Origin of the sequence: Enterococcus caccae ATCC BAA-1240 (assembly GCF_000407145.1) — a bacterium.
Taxonomy (GTDB): Bacteria; Bacillota; Bacilli; order Lactobacillales; family Enterococcaceae; genus Enterococcus_L; species Enterococcus_L caccae.
The window spans coordinates 232,407-255,038 of record NZ_KE136474.1 but is presented as its reverse complement, the minus strand read 5'-3'; the positions used below and the strand labels follow the sequence as shown (position 1 = coordinate 255,038).

Below are 22,632 nucleotides of genomic sequence, written 5' to 3'. Positions count from 1 at the left end.
ATATGGGAAAAAAAATACCAGCAAGAGTAAAAAGTTCAGTTCGTTATGTAGCATTGAGAACGATCGAACGTGTGGATAATGGCGGAGCTTATTCCAATCTATTGTTAAATGAAATGATCAATAAATCTGCATTAGGAGAAAAAGACAGCCGTCTATTCACAGAACTTGTGTATGGTACGATCAGTCGAAAGCTGTTACTAGAATATTATTTGACCCCGTTCATTACGAACCCTAAAAAAGTAGACAGTTGGGTGAAAAATTTACTTAGTCTGTCGATTTATCAATTAGTATTTTTAGATAAAATTCCAGACCATGCGATTATCAATGAAGCGGTGGAAATTGGGAAGCACCGAGGGAATATTGGGATCGCAAAATTTGTGAATGGTGTGCTTAGGGCTTTTCAAAGAGAAGGCGCACCTAGTTTAGACAACATCAAAGATCCTGTTGAACGTTTATCAGTGGAAATCAGTATGCCAAAATGGTTGACAGAAAAGCTAATTAACCAACTGGGGATGGAAGAAACAAGAAAATTGGGCTTATCGCTTTTTGAGAAAAGTCATGTTAGTGGTCGAGTAGATACCCGTGAAATCAGTCTAGCTGATGCATTAGAAGAGTTGCAAAAAGATCATATCGAAGCAACAGCCAGCCAAGTTTCGCCTTATGGTGTAGTCGCAGATAAAGGCTTTATGGCAGGGCATTATCTATTTGATGCTGGTAAATTGACGATTCAAGATGAAAGTTCAATGCTCGTTGCACCAGCAATGCAGATTGAAAAAAATCATGTTGTGTTGGATGCTTGTGCGGCTCCAGGTGGTAAAACTACACATATCGCAACGTTTCTTGATGCGGCACAAGGTGGACGTGTGAAGTCTTTAGATATTCATGACCACAAAATCAAGCTAATCAAACAAAATGCAGAGCGTCTACATGTAAAAGAAGTTGTGGATACTGAAAAATTAGATGCTCGCAAAGTGGGGGAAGAATTCCCAGCAGAATATTTCGATCGAATTTTAGTAGATGCTCCATGCTCAGGTCTAGGCCTAATGCGTCGTAAACCAGATATCAAATACAATAAATCGGCTCAAGATTTTGAACAATTGCCTAAAATCCAACTAGAAATTCTAGAAAGTGTTGCCAAAACATTAAAACAATGCGGTATAATGGTCTATAGCACCTGTACGATTGCTAAAGAAGAAAATCAAGAAGTTATTGCAGCATTTTTACAAAAGCATCCAGAGTTTAAAAAAATAGATGTGAGTGTTAGTAAAGCTGTTCAGCCCTCTGTGCAGGATCAAATGCTCACGCTGTACCCGCATCAATTAGGGACGGATGGATTTTTTATTTGTTGTATGCAAAAAGTTTGTTAAACGAGGTGAAGCGTAGTGGAAATCAATTTTCAAACAGATGTCGGACGGAAACGGAATACCAATCAGGATTATGCAGGTTTATTTGAGAACCAATCAGGAATTTCCTTAGCTATTTTAGCAGATGGAATGGGTGGTCATCAGGCGGGAGATGTTGCTAGTCAGATGGCGGTCAATAATCTTGGTGAACGCTGGCAGAAAAGTCTTATCGATACATCGGAAAAAGCTGCACAGTGGTTGATCAAAGAAATTCAAGATGAAAATGAGATGATTTATGAAAAAGGTCAATCTCGACCTGAGTTTTTAGGTATGGGAACGACAATTGTTAGTGCGGTATTATTAGACCAGTCATTTGTATTGGCTAATATTGGTGACAGCCGAGCTTATTTGGTTCGCAACAATGAATTACGCCAACTAACAGAAGATCATTCTTTAGTAAATGAACTAGTAAAATCTGGTGAAATTACACGTGAAATGGCTGCGAATCATCCAAGAAAAAATGTCCTGACTCGTTCATTGGGGATGCCGCGAATGGTGGAAGTCGATGTGGCGAACCATCTTTGGGTACCTGACGACTATATCTTACTATGCTCAGATGGGCTGACAAACATGGTTTCAGAAGAGAATATTTTAACTATTTTACTTTCAGATGAGCCACTAAACGAAAAGGTGGAAACATTGATCGCGACAGCCAATGAAGCAGGTGGCGCGGATAACATCACTGTCTTGGTGATTCATTTTGATGAACAGAAGGAGGAAAACCAATGATCGAAATCGGCAGAAAATTGAATGGTCGATATCACATTATTGGCAATATCGGCAGTGGCGGTATGGCGAATGTGTTTTTAGCACATGACTTGATTTTGGATCGTGATGTAGCAGTCAAAGTATTGCGTTTTGACTTCCAAAATGATCAAGCAGCAATTCGCCGCTTTCAAAGAGAAGCTCTAGCTGCAACTGAATTGGTTCATCCAAATATCGTCAGTGTCTATGATGTAGGTGAAGAAGATGGTCTACAATACTTAGTAATGGAGTATGTGAAAGGGATGGATCTAAAACGATTTATCCAAACGCAGTATCCAATTCCATATGCAAAAATTGTTGATATCATGGAGCAAATTTTATCAGCAGTTTCACTAGCGCATGAACATAGAATCATTCATAGAGATTTAAAACCACAAAATATTTTGATGGACGAAAGCGGTGTTGTCAAAATCACCGATTTTGGGATCGCAATTGCCTTAACGGAAACGTCAATCACGCAAACAAATACAATGCTAGGTTCTGTCCATTATTTATCTCCAGAACAAGCTCGCGGAAGTATGGCGACCAATCAGTCAGACGTTTATGCAGTTGGAATCATTTTATATGAGATGTTAACTGGAAATGTACCATTTGATGGCGAATCAGCTGTTACGATCGCGTTAAAACATTTCCAAGAAGAAATGCCATCAGTTAAAACGATTGATCCTAATATCCCTCAATCCTTGGAAAATGTGGTGTTACATGCAACGGCTAAAGATCCAGCAGATCGTTATAAAACGGCTGAAGAAATGTCACGTGACTTATATACCGTATTGGCTGCTAACCGTTTGAACGAACCAAAGTGGCAACCAACGGGATTAATGGGCGAAACAAAAATATTAACCCCGATCACGGATGAAATGGCGATGCCTTCTTCTTTCAATTCGATGGAAACACCACCTGAAGAGCGGAATGAACATGAAGAAATCGAGCAACAAGAAGCTGTTGCGAAGAAGAAAAAAAAGAAGCCATGGATCATTTTTTTGAGCTTATTAGCACTGGTTTTGATCGTTGTTGGTATTTTCTATTTTGCGGGTCGTGGCAGCAGCGAAGTCAAAATACCTAATGTAGCAGATAAAACCGAAACACAAGCACGCAGTATGCTAGAAGAAGCGGGCCTGAAAGTTAAATCAGAGTCAAAGCAAATACAAAGTGATGACATCGAAGAAGGAAAAGTAGTCAAAACAGATCCTGAGATGGGTTCTACTGTAAAGAAAAATCGTGAAATTGAACTATATATCAGTTCTGGAAATAAGAAAATCAAGTTAGTGGATGTTACTGGTGAAAGTTATAAAGATGCCATCGGAAAGCTAGGAGAACAAGGCTTCAAAGAAAGCCAAATTAAAATCACGAAAGCGACAGATTCTAAAGTAGATGAAGACAAGGTCATTAGTCAATCGCCAGAAAAAGGTGAAGAGGTTGATCCAAAAACAGATGAAATTACTTTGGTGGTCAGCAAAGGCCCGGATGATGTCTATTTAGCTGATTATGCAAGCTTAGGCTATAGCTATAATGATGCAGTAACGGAATTATTAAGTTACGGTATTAAAGGAAGTCAAATCACGCGGGTAGATAAACCAAGTGATACAGTAGCGAAGGATTTAGTTATGGAACAAAATCCAGCTGCAGGCAATCCGTTTAACCCTAAAAAAGGAAAGATTACGCTAATAGTCAGTTCTGGACCTGACAAAACGACAACGACAAGCTCTGAGTCGAGCACTGTTGTTTTAGGGAGTTATGCCGAAAATTATACGTATGATAATGCTGTAAATGCTTTGACCAGTTTAGGAATTAAGCAAAATCAAATTTCAAGAGTGGATGAATCCAGTGATTTACCTAAAGGAACCGTCATTTCACAGGATCCTGGTGCAGGAGCAACCTTCGATCTCAAAAATGGAAAAATTACATTAAAGGTTAGTTCTGGACCGAGTAACGTTAGTGTTCCAAACGTTATAGGGCTCTCACCAGCAGAAGCTAAAGCACAAATCGAAAGCAACGGTTTGAAGTATATTCAAGGATCTGGTGATGCTTCGAAAGGGAAAGTAATCAGTGTATCGCCGAGCGTTGGGGATAGTGTTGCTAAAGGAACATCTGTTACAGTCAATTTTTCAAGTGCAACAGACACAACAGGTGATGGAAATAGTTAGAAAATAAGTTAAGGAGGATGGGACAGAAGAGGTTACTTCTGTTTCCACCGTTTATTTGTAGTTAGTGTGTGAAACAAAAGTGCTTTTTACTTTTGTCCCACACACTTTTTTAAATCATGTTGATTTCTCTAGCCTTGCGTTTAGCTTTTCTCTAACCTATGGTAAAATGAAACCAACAGAAACGAGGAGGTGGCATTTCTGAAAGGTCAAATCAGAAAAGCGTTAAGCGGTTTTTACTACATTTATGCAGAGGGTGCAACATTTCAAACCAGAGCGCGTGGGAATTTTCGCAATCGCAAAATCACTCCATTAGTCGGTGATGAAGTCATGTTTGAAAGTGATAACCCGACGGATGGCTATTTACTTGAAGTCTTTCCTAGACATAATGAGCTAGTGCGTCCGCCAGTAGCAAATGTTGATCAAGGTGTAGTTGTCATGAGTATGGTTGAACCAAACTTTTCTTATAATTTATTAGATCGCTTTTTAGTTACATTAGAAGATAAAGAAATTGCCCCAATTATTTATTTGACAAAGGTCGATTTACTGACGGGAACTGAAGCAGTCAGTGTGGCTGAAGTCAAAAAAGTTTATGGAGAAATTGGTTATCCAGTTATTGCAGCAACGAAAGCGAATGACGAAGAAGCAGTTCGAGCATTAGAACAATATTTTCCTGAACGCTTAACTGTTTTTATGGGACAATCAGGTGCCGGGAAATCTACTTTATTAAACAAAATATCACCTGATTTGCAGTTAGCTACTGATGAAATCTCAGAGTCATTGGGTCGTGGGAAACATACAACACGTCATGTAGAATTATTACCTTTATACGATGGTTTAGTTGCTGACACCCCAGGATTTAGCTCGATAGACTTTTTAGAAATGGAAACAACAGAATTGCCAAAACAATTTCCTGAATTTGTAGAAGCTTCGGTATCTTGTAAGTTTCGCGAGTGTATGCATCGCAAAGAACCAGGCTGCGAAGTGAAAAGTCGTGTAGAAGCTGGCACGATCGCTCAGACACGTTACGATAATTATCTGCAATTCTTACTAGAAATAGAAAATCGCAGACCAATATATAAGAAAAAATAGAGGAGTGACTTTAATGAAACTAGCACCATCGATTTTAAGTGCCGACTTTGCCAATTTAGAAAGAGATATTCAATTAGTTGAAAAATTGGGAGCAGATTATATTCATGTGGATGTGATGGATGGTCAATTCGTACCCAATATTACTTTAGGACCTAATGTAGTTTCAGCGATTCGGCCCGTCACAAAATTGCCGTTAGATGTTCACTTGATGATCGTTCAACCAGAAAATTATATTGAAGCCTTTGCTAAAGCAGGAGCAGATATTATCACAGTTCATGAAGAATCAACACCGCATATTCATCGAGCAGTTCAAATGATCAAGGCGGCTGGTGTAAAAGCAGGAGTAGTGATCAATCCTGGAACACCGTTGTCAGCGATTGAATACGTTTTGGATTTAGTGGATCAAGTTTTGATCATGACAGTCAACCCTGGTTTTGGAGGGCAATCGTTCATTGAAAGCTCACTAGATAAAATTGCTCAATTAAAAGAGTGGAAAGAAACAAAAGGCTTTACGTATGATATCGAAGTAGATGGAGGGATCATTCCTGAAACGGCTAAACGCTGTAAAGAAGCGGGTGCTAATGTTTTTGTAGCAGGTTCTTATATCTATGATTCAGAAAGTCCTAAAGAGCGTATCGATGCATTGAGAGCTGTGTTGGATTAATGAAGATACTTCTTGTGGCAGGTGGATCGCCTGATGAGTGGCCAGAATTTTCCTCAGCTGATTTTGATTATTTTGTAGGAATCGACCGAGGCAGCCTATATATTGTAGAGCGGGATTGGCCGTTAGATTTGGCAGTGGGAGATTTTGATTCATTAACGATGGACGAGCAGCAGCGTATTCAAGAAAAAGCGAAAGAATTGAAACGGGCACAAGCAGAAAAAGATGATACCGATACCCAACTAGCTTTGGGGCTGGCTATTCAATCATTTCCAGAATCGGAAATCATGCTTATCGGTGCAACAGGAGGTCGCTTGGATCACTTTTTAGCGAATCTGTGGCTACCATTGGAACCACGTTTTCAAGATTTTGCGCATCAAATAAAAGTAAAAGATCATCAAAATAGTATCGCCTATTATCTTCCAGGAGAATATGTGGTGAAAAAAGAAGCAAGCATGGATTATTTAGCTTATTGCTGTTTAACACCCATTAAAAACCTGACTTTAACAAAAAGTAAATATACGTTAGATCATGTGAATGTTGTAATCCCGACTTCTTATGCCAGTAATGAATTTGTTGGCGAAACGGCTACGTTTTCTTTCGATACAGGAATGATAGCGGTGATTCAAAGTCGCGACAAATAAAAAAAGCTGAACGGCACGCCGTTCAGCTTTTTGATTACGTTCTATTAAACACGCTCGATTTTACCAGATTTCAAAGCACGAGTTGACACCCAAACTTTTTTAGGTTTACCGTCTATTAATACGCGAACTTTTTGCAAGTTAGGTTTAACAGTACGTTTAGTAGCGTTCATTGCATGTGAGCGGTTATTGCCGCTGCTTGTCTTACGACCAGTAAAGTAACATACTTTTGCCATTTTTAGTTTCCTCCTTTGCTTTGATCTCGGAGCGATAGTTTTCAGCTCATACTAACTTAATTTATCATAGAAAGCAGTTTTTTGCAAGAGGATTTTCAAATCTGTTTGACATTTTCCCATAAACGATGTAAATTATACAATTATTGGTAAATTTGATGAGACGCTCTATAATAATCTGACTAACTTCCTTTTCATTGAGGTACGGCTATGTTAAAATATTATAGAAGAAAATAGGGCAATTGTGCTCTTTAAGGAGGCTTTCATCAATGGCTGTAAAAATCAAAACACCAGCAGGTACCATTGAGATTACCAATGAGGTTATCGCCACAGTTGTTGGCGGCGCTGCGACAGATATCTACGGAATCGTCGGTATGGCTAGTAAAAACCAAATCAAAGATAATTTAAATGGCATTTTGCGTAAAGAAAACTATTCTAAAGGTGTTGTCGTGCGTCAAGAAGAAAATGGCGTTGCGGTCGACGTATATACTATTGTAAGTTATGGAACAAAAATTTCAGAAGTATCTCGTAATGTACAAGAAAAAGTAAAATATAACCTTGAAACACTACTAGGCGTGACAGCTAATTCAGTCAACGTATTTGTACAAGGTGTTCGTGTGTTGCCTGACTAGGTAGCCAGCTGTTAGCAAGAGTTTAGCTGGATGTGATCGTTTCATTTTTTATTGATCTAGCTCCACGAACCAGCCCTCTCAACAAATAGATAAAATGCCGAAAAGACAAAAAGGATCTTTCCAGCATTTTCCTAATTGCCTTGACACACAACGAATAAAAATAAGTTGATGTAAAAAGGTACCTACTCGGTTGTTCGAGGTCTAAGCAGTTCGTTTCGCTTTTCTATGCAACAGTGAATCTCAAAGGAGGATTTTTTAGGTGAATGTAACAGAAATCAGTGCAAGTCAGTTCCAAGAGATGGTTCAGGCTGGTGCGAGTCGTTTGCATGTGAATGCAGAGTATGTCAACTCATTGAACGTTTTCCCTGTACCCGATGGGGATACAGGAACAAATATGAACTTATCGATGACTAGTGGAGCGAAGGCTGTAGCCGATTCTCGTTCTGAAAAAGTTGGAGAATTAACAACGATTCTTTCAAAGGGATTATTGATGGGTGCTAGAGGGAACTCTGGTGTTATCTTATCACAATTATTCCGTGGATTTTCTAAACAAATTCCAGATGTTGTGACGCTAAATGCAAAAGATTTAGCAGCAGCTTTTACGCATGGTGTAGAGACTGCCTATAAAGCAGTCATGAAGCCAGTAGAAGGGACGATTTTGACTGTTTCCCGTGAAGCCGCTCGTTCTGGAGAACGTAAAGCCAAAGAAACAGACGACTGTATCGAAGTGATGGAAGCTGTTGTGAAAGGTGCCAAACGTGCGTTAGCGAAAACACCAGATCTTTTACCTGTGTTAAAAGAAGTTGGTGTTGTGGATAGTGGTGGCCAAGGTTTGTTATTTATTTATGAAGGCTTTTTAGAAGCGCTATCTGGTGAATTTTTAGCATCCGAAGTTTATGAACCAAGTCCAGGTGAAATGGATGAGATGGTCAATGCTGAACATCATCGCGGTGTTAGTGGACATGTAGCAACAGAAGATATCAAGTTCGGGTATTGTACAGAGATCATGGTTCAAATCGGTGAAGGCCCAACTGTAGACAGCGATTTCGATTATGAAACCTTTAGAAATTACTTGAACGAATTAGGTGATTCTTTGCTTGTTGTAAATGACGATGAAATCATCAAAGTTCACGTGCATACAGAACATCCTGGTGAAGTTATGAACTACGGTCAAAAATTTGGTTCATTAGTGAAAATCAAAGTTGACAATATGCGTTTACAACATGAAACATTGGTTGAACATGACGCGCAAGCAGCAGTTGCACAAAAAGCACGTGTACCTTATGCAGTTATTGCAATTGCAGCTGGAGACGGTGTTCAAGAATTATTCCGCAGTCTCGGGGCAAGCTATATCATCAGTGGTGGTCAAACAATGAATCCAAGTACTGAAGACATCTTGAAGGCTGTTAAAGAAGTTAACGCTGACCAAGTGATTATCTTACCTAACAATAAAAATATCTTCATGGCAGCAGATCAAGCAGCTGAAGTCGCAGATATTCCAGTAGTAGTCGTACCAACTAAAACAATCTCTCAAGGAATGACAGCGATGCTAGCGTTTAACGATCAACAAACCCTTGAAGAAAATAAAACAACGATGACAGAAATGATTGAAAGCGTAGTTAGCGGACAAGTAACAACAGCTGTGCGTGACACAACAATCGACAATGTTGAAATCAAAAAAGATGACTATCTAGGAATGATCGACGGCAAAATCGTTGTATCTGAACCTGATATGTACGAAGCATCATTGGATACACTAAAACGCATGATCGATGAAGATACAGAGATCGTTACGATCATTGTTGGCGATGGTGGTACAATGAAAGAAGCTGAAAAATTTGCAGCTACGTTAACTGCTGAATATGAGGATCTAGAAACAGAACTTCACGAAGGTGGACAACCAGTTTATCCTTACCTATTTTCAGCTGAATAATAAATGACTTATCGAAGCCAGACACTCGTTGTTTGGCTTTTTCTATAGAAAATAACTAAATGAAAAATAAAACACGTATCTAGTAAAGAGAGGAGGAAAAGTGGTGAACTTGTCAGATGATATAGGTTTCTTGACCGGGGTTGGTCCAAAACGTGCAGAAAATTTAAAAGAATTAGGCATTCAGACCATTGAAGATTTGTTAACCTATTACCCTTTCCGGTATGACGATATCCAAGAAAAAGAGCTAAATGAAATCCAAGATCAAGAAAAAGTCACCTTAAAAGGATTAGTGGTATCTGAACCCGTCGTGAGCCGTTATGGTTATAAAAAAAGTCGCATGATGTTTCGGATGATGCAGGACCATGCGGTAATCAATGTTTCCTTCTTTAATCAGCCGTATTTAAAAGATAAAATCGTTCTCTCCGAAGAAATAGCAGTATATGGTAAATGGGATGCAAAACGCAAATCATTGAATGGTATGAAGATTTTAGCAGCTAAAAATGATGGCGAAGACTTTGCTCCGATTTATCATGTAAATAAGAAAGTTCGACAAAGTAGTTTGATTCAGCTAATTCGTACTGGATTTGAAAAATATGGTGACCTTATTCAAGAAATTCTACCAGAAGAGTTACTAGAGAAATATCGTTTGATGCCAAGAAAAGAAGCAATGTTTGCGATGCATTTCCCTAGTGATCCAGAAGAAAGCCACCAAGCAAAGCGGCGTGTTGTTTTTGAAGAATTTTTCTTGTTCCAATTGAAAATGCAAGGGTTGAAGAGGCAAGAAAAAGCTGAGAAAAATGGATTGGTCATTCAGTATGATGTGGATCGACTTAAAACGTTTACGCAAAAACTACCGTTTGAACTGACTGCAGCCCAAAAAAAAGTAACAAATGAAATTTGTCGAGATTTAATGAGCCCAAATCATATGCAACGTTTATTACAAGGGGATGTAGGGAGTGGTAAAACTGTTGTTGCGGCAATTGCTCTGTATGCAACGATGACAGCTGGTTTTCAGGGGGCTTTAATGGTACCAACGGAGATTTTAGCACAGCAACATATGGAAAGTCTCCAGCAACTATTTGATCCCTTAGAAGTCCGTACAGCGTTATTGACTGGATCGACTAAGACGAAAGAACGTCGAGAAATTCTGGAACAATTAGCAACAGGTGAAATTGACATCATCATTGGAACGCATGCGTTGATTCAAGAAGATGTTCTGTTTCGTCGCTTAGGTTTGGTAATCACGGATGAACAACATCGGTTTGGTGTGAATCAACGGCGAATCTTAAGAGAAAAAGGATTGAAACCAGATGTCTTATTTATGACAGCGACGCCCATTCCTAGAACCCTGGCCATTACAGCTTTTGGTGAAATGGATGTTTCGATCATTGATGAAATGCCAGCTGGTCGTATTCCGATAGAAACTCGTTGGATTCGTCCGCCGCAATTAGATACAGTTTTAGAGTGGATGGAAAAAGAACTGGCTCGTGGTCATCAAGCATATGTAATTTGTCCGCTGATCGAAGAGTCCGAAGCATTAGATGTTAAAAACGCCACAGAAATTTTTGAACATATGACAGCTTTTTTCAATCCTACTTATCAGGTTGGTTTACTTCATGGGAAAATGAAAAATCAGGAAAAAGAAGAGATCATGCAGGAGTTTAAAGAAAATAATCTTCAGCTCTTAGTTTCAACAACTGTAATTGAAGTTGGGGTTAATGTTCCTAATGCAACGGTGATGCTAATCATGGATGCTGATCGCTTTGGTTTGGCCCAGTTGCATCAACTTCGTGGCCGTGTCGGTCGTGGCTCAGAAGCGTCGTATTGTATCTTAGTTGCTAACCCGAAAAATGAAATGGGTGTGGAACGGATGAAAATCATGACTGAAACGAATAATGGTTTTGTCTTGAGTGAAAAGGACTTAGAATTACGAGGTCCAGGGGAAGTATTTGGTGCTAGGCAATCTGGTATTCCACAGTTTGCTGTAGGAGATATTGTGACGGACTTCAATATTCTTGAAGTTGCTCGTCAAGAGGCTAGCGCTATTTGGAAAAAAGAACAATGGTGGGTGTTGCCGGAGTATCGTGGAGTTGCAGATAAAATCAAACCAAATGATGGTGAGCAGCAATTTTTTGATTAAAAAAGATTTGGAACTGTATGAAGCAACTCTCAAGGAATGAACTATAGGTACCTACTACATTTCATTTCGATCTCATCAATCTCTAAGTGTCAAAGACACTAAGAATTGAAGGATTTGGTTTCATGAGAGTTAAACGCTTTGTTCCGCTTTTCGATATGTTATACTACTTATTGTAATTTACCTAGGAGGGACTATGTTATGAAGATTGCAGTTGATGCAATGGGTGGCGATCATGCGCCCCAAGCAATTGTTGAAGGCGTGATGTTAGCCAAACAGGATTTTCCAGAGATTGAGTTTTTACTTTATGGAAAAGAGTCTGAAATTAAAAAATATGTAACAGATGAAACGAACATTACGATTATCCATACGGATGAAAAAATCAATAGTGATGATGAACCAGTGAAGGCGATCCGCCGTAAAAAAACAGCTTCCATGGTGTTAGCAGCTCAGGCAGTGAAAAATGGTGAAGCTGATGCGATTTTTTCTGCAGGTAACACAGGCGCGTTACTAGCCGCTGGACTATTTATCGTTGGGCGAATCAAAAATGTGGAACGCCCAGGTTTGATGTCGACGTTGCCAGTTATTGGTCAACCAGATGGCGGATTTGATATGTTGGATTTAGGAGCGAATGCCGATAATAAGCCAGAGCACCTTGTTCAATATGCAGTGCTAGGTTCTTTTTATGCCGAAAAAGTTAGAAATATCACGAAGCCGCGTGTAGCGCTTTTGAATAATGGTTCTGAAGAAACTAAAGGTAGCGAGTTGACGAAAAAAGCGTTTGAATTGCTTTCAGAAGAAGAAGGTATTCATTTTATTGGTAATGTGGAAGCACGTGATTTACTTAGTGGGGCAGCTGACGTTGTTGTGACAGATGGTTTTACAGGAAATGCTGTCTTGAAATCAATAGAAGGAACAGCCTTGAATATGATGGGACTGTTAAAATCGTCAATTCTTGCAGAAGGATTTAAAGGGAAAATGGGCGCGTTGCTTTTAAAAAATGCACTGCGTGGTATGAAAGATGAAATGGATTACTCGAAACACGGAGGAGCCGTTCTTTTTGGCTTAAAAGCACCCGTCATCAAAACGCATGGATCGACAGGTCCAGAGGCTGTTCGCTATACGATCCGCCAGATTCATACAATGTTGAAAACAGAAGTTGTACCCCAATTAGTTCGTTATTATGAAGCAAAAGAATAAGCAGATGCGAAACCTGTTTGCAATTGCATTGTAATGCTTTTGCAAAAAAAGATGGACAAATCGATCAAATGTGAGTACAATGTATCATAGCGTTTAACTCAATCGTGAGAAACGCTTTTCAAAAGCAGTGGAGGTGAATACAGTTGACTCGTGAAGAAGTACTTGAAAAAGTAGCGAAGATTATCTCAAACCACTTTGATATTGAAGCTGAGAAAGTGACAGATCAATTAAACATTAAAGATGACTTGAATGCAGATTCAATTAGTGTAATGGAATTTGTTTTAGAGCTTGAAGATGAGTTTGGTACAGAAATTTCTGATGAAGATGCAGAGCAAATTGAAACAGTAGGTGCCGCTGTAGATTATATTATGAATAACTTATAAGTTGAAATGAAAAAAGTAGAGCAAAACAAATCCTGTTTTGTTCTGCTTTTTTGCTTATTTGGAAAAATTTACATTACCAAAATGTTGCAATTTTTACAAATTTTATATACAATTGCTTAAATATGAGTACAATGAGAATATGGGTTTATTAAAAACGATTACAATGAGTATAGAAAGAATAATTATTAAAAAACAACGATTTTTCAATAAGATTTCTTGTTGTAATACGTTATTTGACTGAACATGGAGGAGTGTATTGAAGTGAGTGACAGCAATCAATTGTTAGACGTTCAGCATCTGCATACAGGTTTTCGTATCAAAGACGAGTACTATGATGCGGTTGATGATGTATCATTTGAATTAGGAAAAAATGAAATTTTAGCGATCGTTGGTGAATCAGGTTGTGGGAAAAGTACGTTGGCCACAACGATTATTGGGCTACACGATGCCAATAATACACGTGTAACTGGAGAAATCCTATACAAGGACTTAAATTTAACGACGTTCAACGAGCAATTATATAATAAGGTTCGGGGGAACGATATTGGAATGATTTTTCAAGATCCTTTATCAGCGCTGAATCCATTGATGAGAATTGAAGATCAGATCAAAGAAAGTCTAACCTACCATACGGATATGACTGCTGAGCAAAAACAAGCTCGTGTAATCGAACTATTGACTCAAGTGGGTATTCCCAATCCTGAACGAGTAGGAAAACAATATCCTCACGAGCTATCTGGAGGAATGCGCCAACGTGTAATCATTGCTATTGCAATTGCATGTAAGCCAGCCATCATTATTGCGGATGAGCCGACGACAGCATTAGATGTAACGATTCAAGCGCAAATTTTAGATTTGCTAAAAGACTTACAAGAGGAAACGGGTTCAGGAATCATTTTGATCACACATGATTTAGGAGTAGTAGCTGAAATGGCAGATAAGGTGGCTGTGATGTACGCAGGGCAATTTGTTGAAGTTGCGACTGCCGAAGAATTGTTCAACAATCCAAAGCATCCATATACACGTTCTTTATTACAGTCTATCCCTCAAGAAAATTCAGATGATAGTCAACTACACGTGATTGAAGGAGTTGTTCCTTCATTGAGCAAATTACCAAGAGAAGGTTGCCGCTTTGCGCCGAGAATTCCTTGGATTCCAGAAGATGCTCACGAAGCAGAACCGACATTGCATGAAGTGTCAGAGGGACATTTTGTCCGTTGTACATGTTATCAGCATTTCCATTTTAGAGACGATCAGGAGGAAGTATAATGGCAGAAATCATTCAAATCAAAGACTTGAAAGTTCATTATCCTATCCGTAGCGGCTTTTTTAACAGAGTGACTGATCATGTATTGGCAGTTGATGGCGTTGATTTTATTATCGAAAAAGGTAAAACATACGGCTTAGTTGGTGAATCTGGGTCTGGGAAATCTACCACAGGTAAAGCAATCATTGGTTTAGAAAAAGTGACCAGCGGAAGTATCTTATATCAAGATCAAGATGTGACAAGAGCTCACAATCGTAAAGCCATGAAATATAATAAAGATGTTCAAATGATTTTCCAAGATTCAATGTCTAGTTTAAATCCAAAGAAACGAGTACTGGATATCATCGCTGAACCAATTCGGAATTTTGAACGTTTGAGCGATCAAGAAGAAAAGAAAAAAGTTAAAGGGCTTTTAGATATTGTTGGAATGCCAGAGGATGCACTCTATAAATATCCTCATGAATTTTCAGGTGGGCAACGTCAGCGTTTAGGCGTGGCTAGAGCTGTTGCGACAAATCCTAAGTTGATTATTGCAGATGAACCAGTTTCTGCCTTAGATTTATCTGTTCAAGCACAAGTATTGAATTTTATGAAAAATATTCAAGAAGAATATGGCTTGAGTTATTTATTCATTTCACATGATTTAGGTGTTGTAAAACATATGTGTGATAATATTGCGATCATGTACAAAGGCCGATTTGTCGAAATCGGTACTCGTCAGGATATTTATACAAATCCACAGCACATTTATACCAAACGCTTACTATCTGCAATTCCTAAAATCGATGTTGCACATCGTGAAGAGCACAAAGCGCAACGTCGTCTGGTGGAGAAAGAGTATATTGAGAATCAAAAAGATTATTACGATCAAAATGGTCGTGTGTATGACTTACGTACGATCAGTGATACACATCAAGTCGCGTTAAAAGATGGAGGTGCAGTCTAATGTGGAAGACGATTTTACGACGTGTACTCTTTATGATTCCTCAAATCTTGATTTTAAGCGTCTTGATTTTCATGTTAGCCAAAATGATGCCAGGAGATCCTTTTACTGGTCTAATCAATCCAAATACTGATCCGGCTGTCATTGAGAAAATGCGTGAATCAGCTGGATTGAATGATCCTTGGACAACACAATATGTTCGTTGGATTGTCAATGTTTTCCATGGTGATTTTGGTGAGAGTTTTATATTTAAGTTACCAGTCTCAACCTTGATCGGCAGTCGTGCAGTTAATACGATCCTTCTGTCTTTAGTAACAGTTGTGATCATGTATGCGATCGCTTTGCCGCTAGGTGTTTTGTCAGGTCGTTATCAAAACTCTATTCTAGACAAATTTGTTGTAATCTATAACTTTTTCAGTTTTGCCGTACCACCATTTATTTTTGCGCTTGTTATGCTATTTGTTTTTGGGTACCGTTTAGATTGGTTCCCGACGACAGGTTCGATTTCCAGTGGTGTTGAGCCGGGGACGGGTGCCTATATCTGGGATCGGTTCTATCATTTGATTTTACCAGCATTGTCTCAAGCACTTTTAGGAACGGCAATCACGATTCAATATTTACGTAATGAAGTGATTGATTCTCAATCGCTGGATTATGTTCGGACGGCTCGTTCAAAAGGGGTACCGACCAATAAAGTCTATACAAGACATATTTTCAGAAATGCTTCTTTACCAATCGTTTCTCAACTTAGCTACGAAATCACAGCTTTAATCAGTGGTTCAGTAGTTATCGAAAAGATCTTTGGTTATCCAGGAATTGGAAAATTATTTATCGACTCGATCGGACAACGGGATTACGCAGTAATCACCGCCTTAGTATTGATTTTAGGAGTTGCGACACTCGTTGGAAATCTGATTTCAGATATCGTGATGAGTCTTGTAGATCCGCGGATTCGGGTTCAATAGAAAATCAATTTTAAGGAGAGGAAGAGACGAGATGGATAAAAATAAAGAAAATGTAGCAGTTGCTGTACCAGAAACAATCCCGCCGATGGGATTTCGAATGATCGCAAGAGAATTCAAAAAAGATAAATTAGCGATTTTCTCACTTGTATTGTTAGTCGCCATTTTACTAGTTGTTTTTATTGGTGCTCTATTGACTGATCAAGACAAAGTAATGACGGTGAGTATTTTAGATAAATATGCCGAGCCTGGTGGAAATTTCATATTAGGAGCAGATGAAGGCGGACGTGACGTGCTTGGTCAATTGATCATTGGTGCTCGCAATTCTGTTGTGATCGGTTTTGCGATCACGATTCTAACATCGATCATCGGTGTAGGTATTGGTATTGTTTCAGGTTATTATGGCGGAATGTTTGATAATGCAGTGATGCGTGTGGTCGACTTTATTATGATTTTACCGATTATGATGATCATCATTGTATTTGTTACAATCATTCCTAATTATAATGTTTGGTCTTTTGTGGGGATCATGAGTGCCTTTTATTGGGTCGCAAAAGCCCGGCTGTTTAGAAGTAAAACATTATCTGAGGTTCGCAGAGACTATGTGAGTGCCTCGAAAACGTTAGGCACAAGTGATTTTAAAATCATGTTTCGAGAAATTATGCCAAATCTAAGTTCGTTGATCATCACGAACTTAACGATCAACTTTGCGGCAAATATCGGGATCGAAACAACATTGACGTTCTTAGGATTTGGTTTGCCGACAAATGTACCTAGTTTAGGAACGTTGATCGGATATGCCAGCAATGGTGATGTTTTAGCAAATAAAACATGGATTTGGGTACCTGCATCAGTGCTGATTTTGGTAATGATGTTATGTATAAATTATATTGGCCAAGCGTTTAAACGTTCAGCAGATGCTAGACAACGTTTAGGTTAAGAAGAGGAGGAAGTAGTGTGAAGAGCAAAAAACTTTTGGGTTTAATTACATTAACAGCAGTGGTAGCTGTAACATTAGCTGCGTGCGGTGGAGGCAAGAAATCAGATTCAGGCAACAAGAATGTAGAAACTGAAGATATCAGTAAATTTACAATGAAGGTCAAAAATGACAAAGAGGCTATCAAAGGCGGGACTTTGGATGTAGCAGTGGCTTCTGATACTCAGTTTAAAGGGTTATTTTCAGAAGTCTATTATCAAGATTCGTATGATAATTATTATATGCGTCCATCACATGAAGGATTATTTTCGTATGATGAAGACTTTGTGATTACAGATGATGGGGTTGCTAAATTAGATTTAGACGTTGACAATAAAAAAGCAACGATCACATTGAAAAAAGACGTTAAATGGTCAGATGGTGAAGCCGTAACTGCAGATGATCTTGTTTATCCATACGAAGTAATTGGGAATAAAGACTATACAGGGATTCGTTACGATGACGACTTTACAAATGTTGTGGGTATGGAAGAATACCATGATGGAAAAGCCGATACTATTTCTGGTATCAAAAAAGTAGACGATCAAACAATCGAAATAACATATAAAGAAATGAATCCAGGCATGTTGCAATTAAGCGGTGGTGTTTATACAAGTGCAATGCCGAAACATGTCTTTAAAGATATTCCAATCAAAGACCAAGAAAAAAGTGACGCTGTCCGCAAAAATCCTGTAACATTTGGTCCTTACTACATGAGTAAGATTGTAACCGGAGAATCAGTGGAATACTTGCCGAATGAGCACTACTATAAAGGCAAACTTAAACTAGACAAAATCGTATTTACAAACGTACCAACAGCATCTATCGTTGAAGCTGTAAAAGCGAAAAAATATGATATGGTTTACTCAATGCCGACAGATAACTATCCAACATACAAAGATTCAGAAGGGTACCAAATGCTAGGACGTGAAGAATTAGCATACACATATGTTGGATTTAAATTAGGAACATTTGATAAAGAAAAAGGCGAAGTTATTATGAATCCAGATGCAAAAATGGCTGATGTGAAATTACGTCAAGCAATGGGCTATGCAATGGATAATGATGCAATCGGACAAAAATTCTACAATGGCTTACGTACTGGTGCAACAACGTTGATTCCACCGATCTTCAAAACATTGCACAATACAGATGTTAAAGGCTATCAATATGATTTAGATAAAGCGAAGAAAATTTTAGATGACGCTGGTTATAAAGATACAGATGGCGATGGCCTTAGAGAAAATCCTAAGGGTGAAAAATTAACCATCAACTTTGCTTCAATGGCAGGTGGCGAAACAGCTCAACCTTTAGCAGATTACTATCTACAACAATGGAAAGAAATTGGTTTAGATGTGAAATTAGCAACAGGCCGTTTAATCGATTTCCAAGCGTTCTACGATAAAATCAAAAATGATGATCCAGAAATCGACGTATTCCAAGCTGCTTGGGGTGTCAACAGTGCGCCATCTCCGGCAGGATTATATAGTCGTAACGCAGCATTCAACTACTCACGTTTTGCTTCAGAAGAAAATGACAAACTGTTAAAAGCAATTGATTCAAAAGCGTCATTTGACGATAAAAAACGTAAAGAAGCATACGATGCATGGCAAGAATATATGTTTGAACAAGCACCAGTTATTCCAACATTATATCGTAACGAAATCATGCCAGTTAATGATCGTGTGAAATCATTTACTTGGAATTATGAAGAAACAAGAGACTTCTATGATATTGAATTGACAGCTGAAAAACGTTAATTTATTGAGCTAGAAGATAGTAAAAAAGACACTTCCATCAGTATTTGGAAGTGTCTTTTTTACGTTGGATGGTTGAACTAAAAGCATTTATATGAGAAAATGATTATAAAAGTTAGCAGAAATAAAAGGATATGCTAATTTTTATAAAATCTGGAGGACATCACCTATGAATATTTAAAATACTTCACTTGGTCAAGAACGAAAAAAATGAAGAACGAAATTTTCGTTTCTTCTAAGTGAAGGTGAGAAAAATGAATAAAAATAAAGCGTTCAACAAACTAATTGTAGGTCAAATGATTTCTAATATTGGTGATACTATTTATACGATTGCGATCGTGAGCTCTGTCTTTTCATTAACGAATTCTGCATTAGCAGCCTCAACTGTCCCCGTCATTATCACAGGGAGTATGGTTCTGTCAGGATTGTTGACACCATTGATCGTTGTGCGTGTATCACTATCAAAAATTTTGCAGGTAAGCCAATTGTTTAAGACAATTATTTTAGCGGGCTTAGCGACTTATTTACAGTTGAATGTCGAGCATCTTGATTTAACCATTTTATACGTATTTATTGCAGGTATTGCTTTTTTAGACGGATGTGCTGAACCAGTTAGTACAGCTTTAATACCACACTATGTTAGTGAGCATTATTTGATTCGAGCCAATAGTATTTTTAATACCATGTTACAAGTTGTCAGCATAGGTAGTTGGGCGATTGGATCGTCATTATTGATTATTTTTTCGGTGATGAATCTTTTGTGGTTGGATGTAGGAGTATTTGCGATTTCAGCTATTATTTTATGGCTGTTGCCCAAAGTTACTAAACGCGTAGAATCAGAAAAAAATGAATGGGAAAATTTTCTTATAGGTTGGCAAGGGATTCGTAAGCAGTCGCTTGTTCGTGTGGTTGTTAGGATGGATATTCTTGAGAATATTGCGAATACAGCTTGGGTTTCAGCGATCGTGTTAGTTTACGTGAAAGAAGTTTTACACGTTTCTGAAAGTTGGTGGGGGTATATAAATGCCACTTACTTTGCTGGAGCTATGCTTGGAAGTATTATTGTGATGAGACATTCAAATTGGATCAATCAAAATAAATCAAAAGCAGTTATTACAGGTTCGTTGTTTGGTGCTATTGTAACCTTTTTAGTTGTTCCAGGGTGGCATCCCATTTTTATTTTGATTTGTTCTGTCTTTGTAGGGATATTTTCTCAAATCAAAAATATTCCTCAAGCGACTGCTATACAACAGAAGATTCCAAAAGATAAACTTGCTTCGATTTATGCTTCGATGAATGTGCTTTATACAGGGACATTTGCCTTGGCTTCGGTCTCTATGGGACTAGTTTCAGAGTATCTTGGTGTGAGAACAGTATTTGTCTTATCGGGAATTTTATTATTTGTCGTCGCTATGATAGCGAAGAATAAAGAGTCATTATTTGATGAATAATTTTTAGTGGAGATACTATGTAAGAGGGAAACAGTGAGTAGTTATGAAGTAGAGTTCATAACTACTCGCTTTTATATTTAGCGTACAAGAACGATTATAACGAAAATTAAAGAGAATGACAGAATGGGCCACAAAGTAATTAAATTTGGTGAAAAAGAAAATGAACAGGACCAACTTGCAGATCTCGTCGATAGTGGGATAAAAGTTGCGACATCTTCACTGTTATACTTACAAGAAATCGGGTAAAAGAACCAACTAAAGTGGGAGACAAATGGATTATTCAAGATAGTCAAAATAGAAAAGTGTGTGAAGTGAAAGTTGATGAGGTAACAATCAAAACTTTTGGTTCAATAACGAATGATTTTGCCGTCAAAGAAGGAGATCAACGTTTCCAGAATTGGTATGATATTCATTGGAAATACTATACGAATCTTTTATCAAAATACAACCAAGAACTGACAGATACCACAAAATTAGAATGTGTATATTTCCGGAAGATAGACAAATAGTTCGCGATAATAACCTCTTTATCACTCGCTGCTGAAAAGACTTATATCTAACAGTGACAAAGAACGTTCTTTTTTTGTCACTTATATACTAGACAGTAGATTCTCCTAATGATAATCTTGTTGTTAAGCGCTTTCTAGTATGCGCTTTCAATAAGACGATAAACAATAGCAAGGAGAGAAATCAAATGGAGCAAACACTCGTTATCATCAAGCCAGATGGCGTTTCACGTAAATTAGTTGGAGAAATCCTTCAACGATTTGAGAAAAAACAATTAAAATTAAGCCAATTAAAAGTAGCAAAAATGTCCCGAGAATTAGCAGAAGAACACTATGCACATGTGAAAAAATTTGATTTCTTTGAAGACATGATGACATATATGACCTCATCAGAAGTCGTTTATCTTGTTTTAGAAGGACCAAGTGTCATTAAAACTGTTCGGAAAATGATCGGGGCGACGAATTGCTTAGAGGCTGAACCGGGAACGATTCGAGGAGATTATGGTGCCAATAGTTATGAAAATATTATTCATGCTTCAGATTCATCAGAAGCAGCCGAAGTAGAAATCAAACGATTTTTTTACTGAAACCAATTAAACCAAAAGCGTATCAAGATTTTTTAACGATCTTGAACGCTTTTTGTCTTTTTAAGTTGAAAGAATGTGAGGGATTTCGCGGTTTATGATAAAAATACGCTAAAATCATTAGGAAATTCTTCAAATACTATGAATTAAGTAGTCAATTTAGGGCAATTCCCACCTAACCATTTAAAAATCTAACAAAAAAAAGTATAATAGAGAAGGTTGTAAATAAACTTAAAGGAATGTAGCCAATGGACAATCAGTTAACTACCGAATTGAAAGAACGTTACGGCATTGTTTTCCATGATGTCAACCTATTAGAACAGGCTTTTACCCATTCATCCTATGTGAATGAGCATCGATACTTAAAACTATCTGACAATGAACGATTAGAATTTTTAGGAGATGCCGTTTTAGAATTATTGGTTTCTCAATATTTGTATAAACAATTCCCAGAAATGCCAGAGGGCAAATTGACAAAAATGAGAGCAGCGATCGTTCGTGAAGATAGTTTATCCAAGTTTGCGAAAGAATGTCATTTTGACCAATATATTCTTCTGGGCAAAGGGGAAGAAAATTCTGGCGGGCGAACACGTCCAGCGTTACTTTGTGATTTATTTGAAGCATTTTTAGGTGCTTTGTTCTTAGATCAAAAAGTGGATGCAGTCAAAAAATTTATTGCAGAAGTCATTTTTCCTAAAATCGATGCCGGTGCTTTTTCACATGAGATGGATCACAAAACACATTTACAAGAAGTTTTGCAACGCCAAGGGGATGTCAATATTGACTACCGTTTAGTTAATGAGGAAGGACCTGCCCATGATCGAATCTTTTTTGTTGAAGTGTATGTCAATGAAAAGTTGATCGGAACAGGTCAAGGGAAATCGAAGAAATTAGCAGAACAGGATGCCGCTGAAAAAGCGCTGAAACAAAATCCTGAGTAAGCTTGGAAGGAGCCGTTTTAT

22 protein-coding genes are annotated in these 22,632 nt (G+C 38.1%); 21 read left to right on the top strand and 1 reads right to left on the bottom strand.

Annotated elements, in window-relative coordinates; translation table 11 throughout:
- Positions 1–2 precede the first annotated feature (2 nt).
- From rsmB to I580_RS11635, 6 genes are all read left to right on the top strand, one after another.
- On the top strand, positions 3–1,367 hold the full coding sequence (gene rsmB, locus I580_RS11660; RefSeq protein WP_010770433.1) for a 16S rRNA (cytosine(967)-C(5))-methyltransferase RsmB: 1,365 nt from the start codon (positions 3–5) through the stop codon (positions 1,365–1,367).
- Between the two features lie 15 nt (positions 1,368–1,382).
- Positions 1,383–2,132, top strand: a complete 750-nt coding sequence (locus I580_RS11655; protein ID WP_010770434.1) for a Stp1/IreP family PP2C-type Ser/Thr phosphatase — start codon at positions 1,383–1,385, stop codon at positions 2,130–2,132.
- Positions 2,129–4,315 (top strand): Stk1 family PASTA domain-containing Ser/Thr kinase, encoded by a 2,187-nt coding sequence (gene pknB, locus I580_RS11650; RefSeq protein WP_010770435.1) that lies wholly within the window; start codon positions 2,129–2,131, stop codon positions 4,313–4,315. The genes I580_RS11655 and pknB overlap by 4 nt, the downstream gene beginning before the upstream one ends.
- 189 nt (positions 4,316–4,504) lie before the next feature.
- A complete protein-coding gene (gene rsgA / locus I580_RS11645; RefSeq protein ID WP_010770436.1) occupies positions 4,505–5,404 on the top strand; it encodes a ribosome small subunit-dependent GTPase A in 900 nt (299 codons plus the stop codon).
- A 13-nt stretch (positions 5,405–5,417) separates the two neighbouring features.
- Positions 5,418–6,068 (top strand): ribulose-phosphate 3-epimerase, encoded by a 651-nt coding sequence (gene rpe / locus I580_RS11640; RefSeq protein ID WP_010770437.1) that lies wholly within the window; start codon positions 5,418–5,420, stop codon positions 6,066–6,068.
- Positions 6,068–6,709 (top strand): thiamine diphosphokinase, encoded by a 642-nt coding sequence (locus I580_RS11635; RefSeq protein WP_010770438.1) that lies wholly within the window; start codon positions 6,068–6,070, stop codon positions 6,707–6,709. The genes rpe and I580_RS11635 overlap by 1 nt, the downstream gene beginning before the upstream one ends.
- Before the next feature lie 44 nt (positions 6,710–6,753).
- On the opposite strand, the gene rpmB is transcribed toward I580_RS11635, so the two are convergent.
- The gene (rpmB, locus tag I580_RS11630) at positions 6,754–6,942 is read right to left on the bottom strand and encodes a 50S ribosomal protein L28 (RefSeq protein WP_010761898.1); all 189 of its coding nucleotides are present in this window, start codon (positions 6,940–6,942) and stop codon (positions 6,754–6,756) included.
- A 266-nt stretch (positions 6,943–7,208) separates the two neighbouring features.
- Between rpmB and I580_RS11625 the strand changes: the two genes are divergently transcribed.
- The 15 genes from I580_RS11625 to rnc all read left to right on the top strand — a co-directional run bounded on the left by I580_RS11625 (position 7,209) and on the right by rnc (position 22,611).
- Positions 7,209–7,571, top strand: a complete 363-nt coding sequence (locus I580_RS11625) for an Asp23/Gls24 family envelope stress response protein (RefSeq protein ID WP_010761897.1) — start codon at positions 7,209–7,211, stop codon at positions 7,569–7,571.
- Between the two features lie 259 nt (positions 7,572–7,830).
- Entirely contained in the window at positions 7,831–9,504 is a 1,674-nt protein-coding gene (locus tag I580_RS11620) for a DAK2 domain-containing protein (RefSeq protein WP_010770439.1), read from the top strand.
- A 103-nt stretch (positions 9,505–9,607) separates the two neighbouring features.
- Positions 9,608–11,644, top strand: a complete 2,037-nt coding sequence (gene recG, locus I580_RS11615; RefSeq protein WP_010770440.1) for an ATP-dependent DNA helicase RecG — start codon at positions 9,608–9,610, stop codon at positions 11,642–11,644.
- A gap of 198 nt (positions 11,645–11,842) precedes the next feature.
- A complete protein-coding gene (plsX, locus tag I580_RS11610) occupies positions 11,843–12,841 on the top strand; it encodes a phosphate acyltransferase PlsX (RefSeq protein ID WP_010770441.1) in 999 nt (332 codons plus the stop codon).
- Positions 12,842–12,984: 143 nt separating this feature from the next.
- Positions 12,985–13,224, top strand: a complete 240-nt coding sequence (gene acpP / locus I580_RS11605) for an acyl carrier protein (RefSeq protein WP_010761893.1) — start codon at positions 12,985–12,987, stop codon at positions 13,222–13,224.
- Between the two features lie 261 nt (positions 13,225–13,485).
- Positions 13,486–14,493, top strand: a complete 1,008-nt coding sequence (locus I580_RS11600) for an ABC transporter ATP-binding protein (RefSeq protein WP_010770442.1) — start codon at positions 13,486–13,488, stop codon at positions 14,491–14,493.
- Complete coding sequence (locus tag I580_RS11595; protein WP_010770443.1) at positions 14,493–15,437, top strand: ABC transporter ATP-binding protein; 945 nt, start codon at positions 14,493–14,495, stop codon at positions 15,435–15,437. Before I580_RS11600 ends, I580_RS11595 begins: the two co-directional genes overlap by 1 nt.
- Complete coding sequence (gene opp4B / locus I580_RS11590) at positions 15,437–16,399, top strand: oligopeptide ABC transporter permease (RefSeq protein WP_010770444.1); 963 nt, start codon at positions 15,437–15,439, stop codon at positions 16,397–16,399. The genes I580_RS11595 and opp4B overlap by 1 nt, the downstream gene beginning before the upstream one ends.
- A 31-nt stretch (positions 16,400–16,430) precedes the next feature.
- Positions 16,431–17,336, top strand: coding sequence for an ABC transporter permease (locus I580_RS11585; RefSeq protein ID WP_010770445.1), 906 nt, complete (start codon positions 16,431–16,433; stop codon positions 17,334–17,336).
- Positions 17,337–17,353: 17 nt separating this feature from the next.
- Positions 17,354–19,132, top strand: a complete 1,779-nt coding sequence (locus I580_RS11580; protein ID WP_010770446.1) for an oligopeptide ABC transporter substrate-binding protein — start codon at positions 17,354–17,356, stop codon at positions 19,130–19,132.
- A gap of 251 nt (positions 19,133–19,383) precedes the next feature.
- A complete protein-coding gene (locus tag I580_RS11575) occupies positions 19,384–20,580 on the top strand; it encodes an MFS transporter (protein WP_010770447.1) in 1,197 nt (398 codons plus the stop codon).
- A 123-nt stretch (positions 20,581–20,703) separates the two neighbouring features.
- Positions 20,704–20,826, top strand: a complete 123-nt coding sequence (locus tag I580_RS17350) for an ASCH domain-containing protein (protein WP_010770448.1) — start codon at positions 20,704–20,706, stop codon at positions 20,824–20,826.
- Positions 20,827–20,840: 14 nt separating this feature from the next.
- Positions 20,841–21,089 carry an ASCH domain-containing protein gene (locus I580_RS11570; RefSeq protein WP_051091047.1) on the top strand — a complete coding sequence of 83 codons (249 nt, stop codon included), beginning with the start codon at positions 20,841–20,843 and terminating at the stop codon, positions 21,087–21,089.
- A gap of 185 nt (positions 21,090–21,274) precedes the next feature.
- Positions 21,275–21,673: a nucleoside-diphosphate kinase gene (gene ndk, locus I580_RS11565; RefSeq protein WP_010770449.1), complete on the top strand. Its 399-nt coding sequence runs from the start codon at positions 21,275–21,277 to the stop codon at positions 21,671–21,673.
- A gap of 245 nt (positions 21,674–21,918) precedes the next feature.
- Positions 21,919–22,611 carry a ribonuclease III gene (gene rnc, locus I580_RS11560; RefSeq protein WP_010770450.1) on the top strand — a complete coding sequence of 231 codons (693 nt, stop codon included), beginning with the start codon at positions 21,919–21,921 and terminating at the stop codon, positions 22,609–22,611.
- The last annotated feature ends 21 nt before the right edge of the window (positions 22,612–22,632 follow it).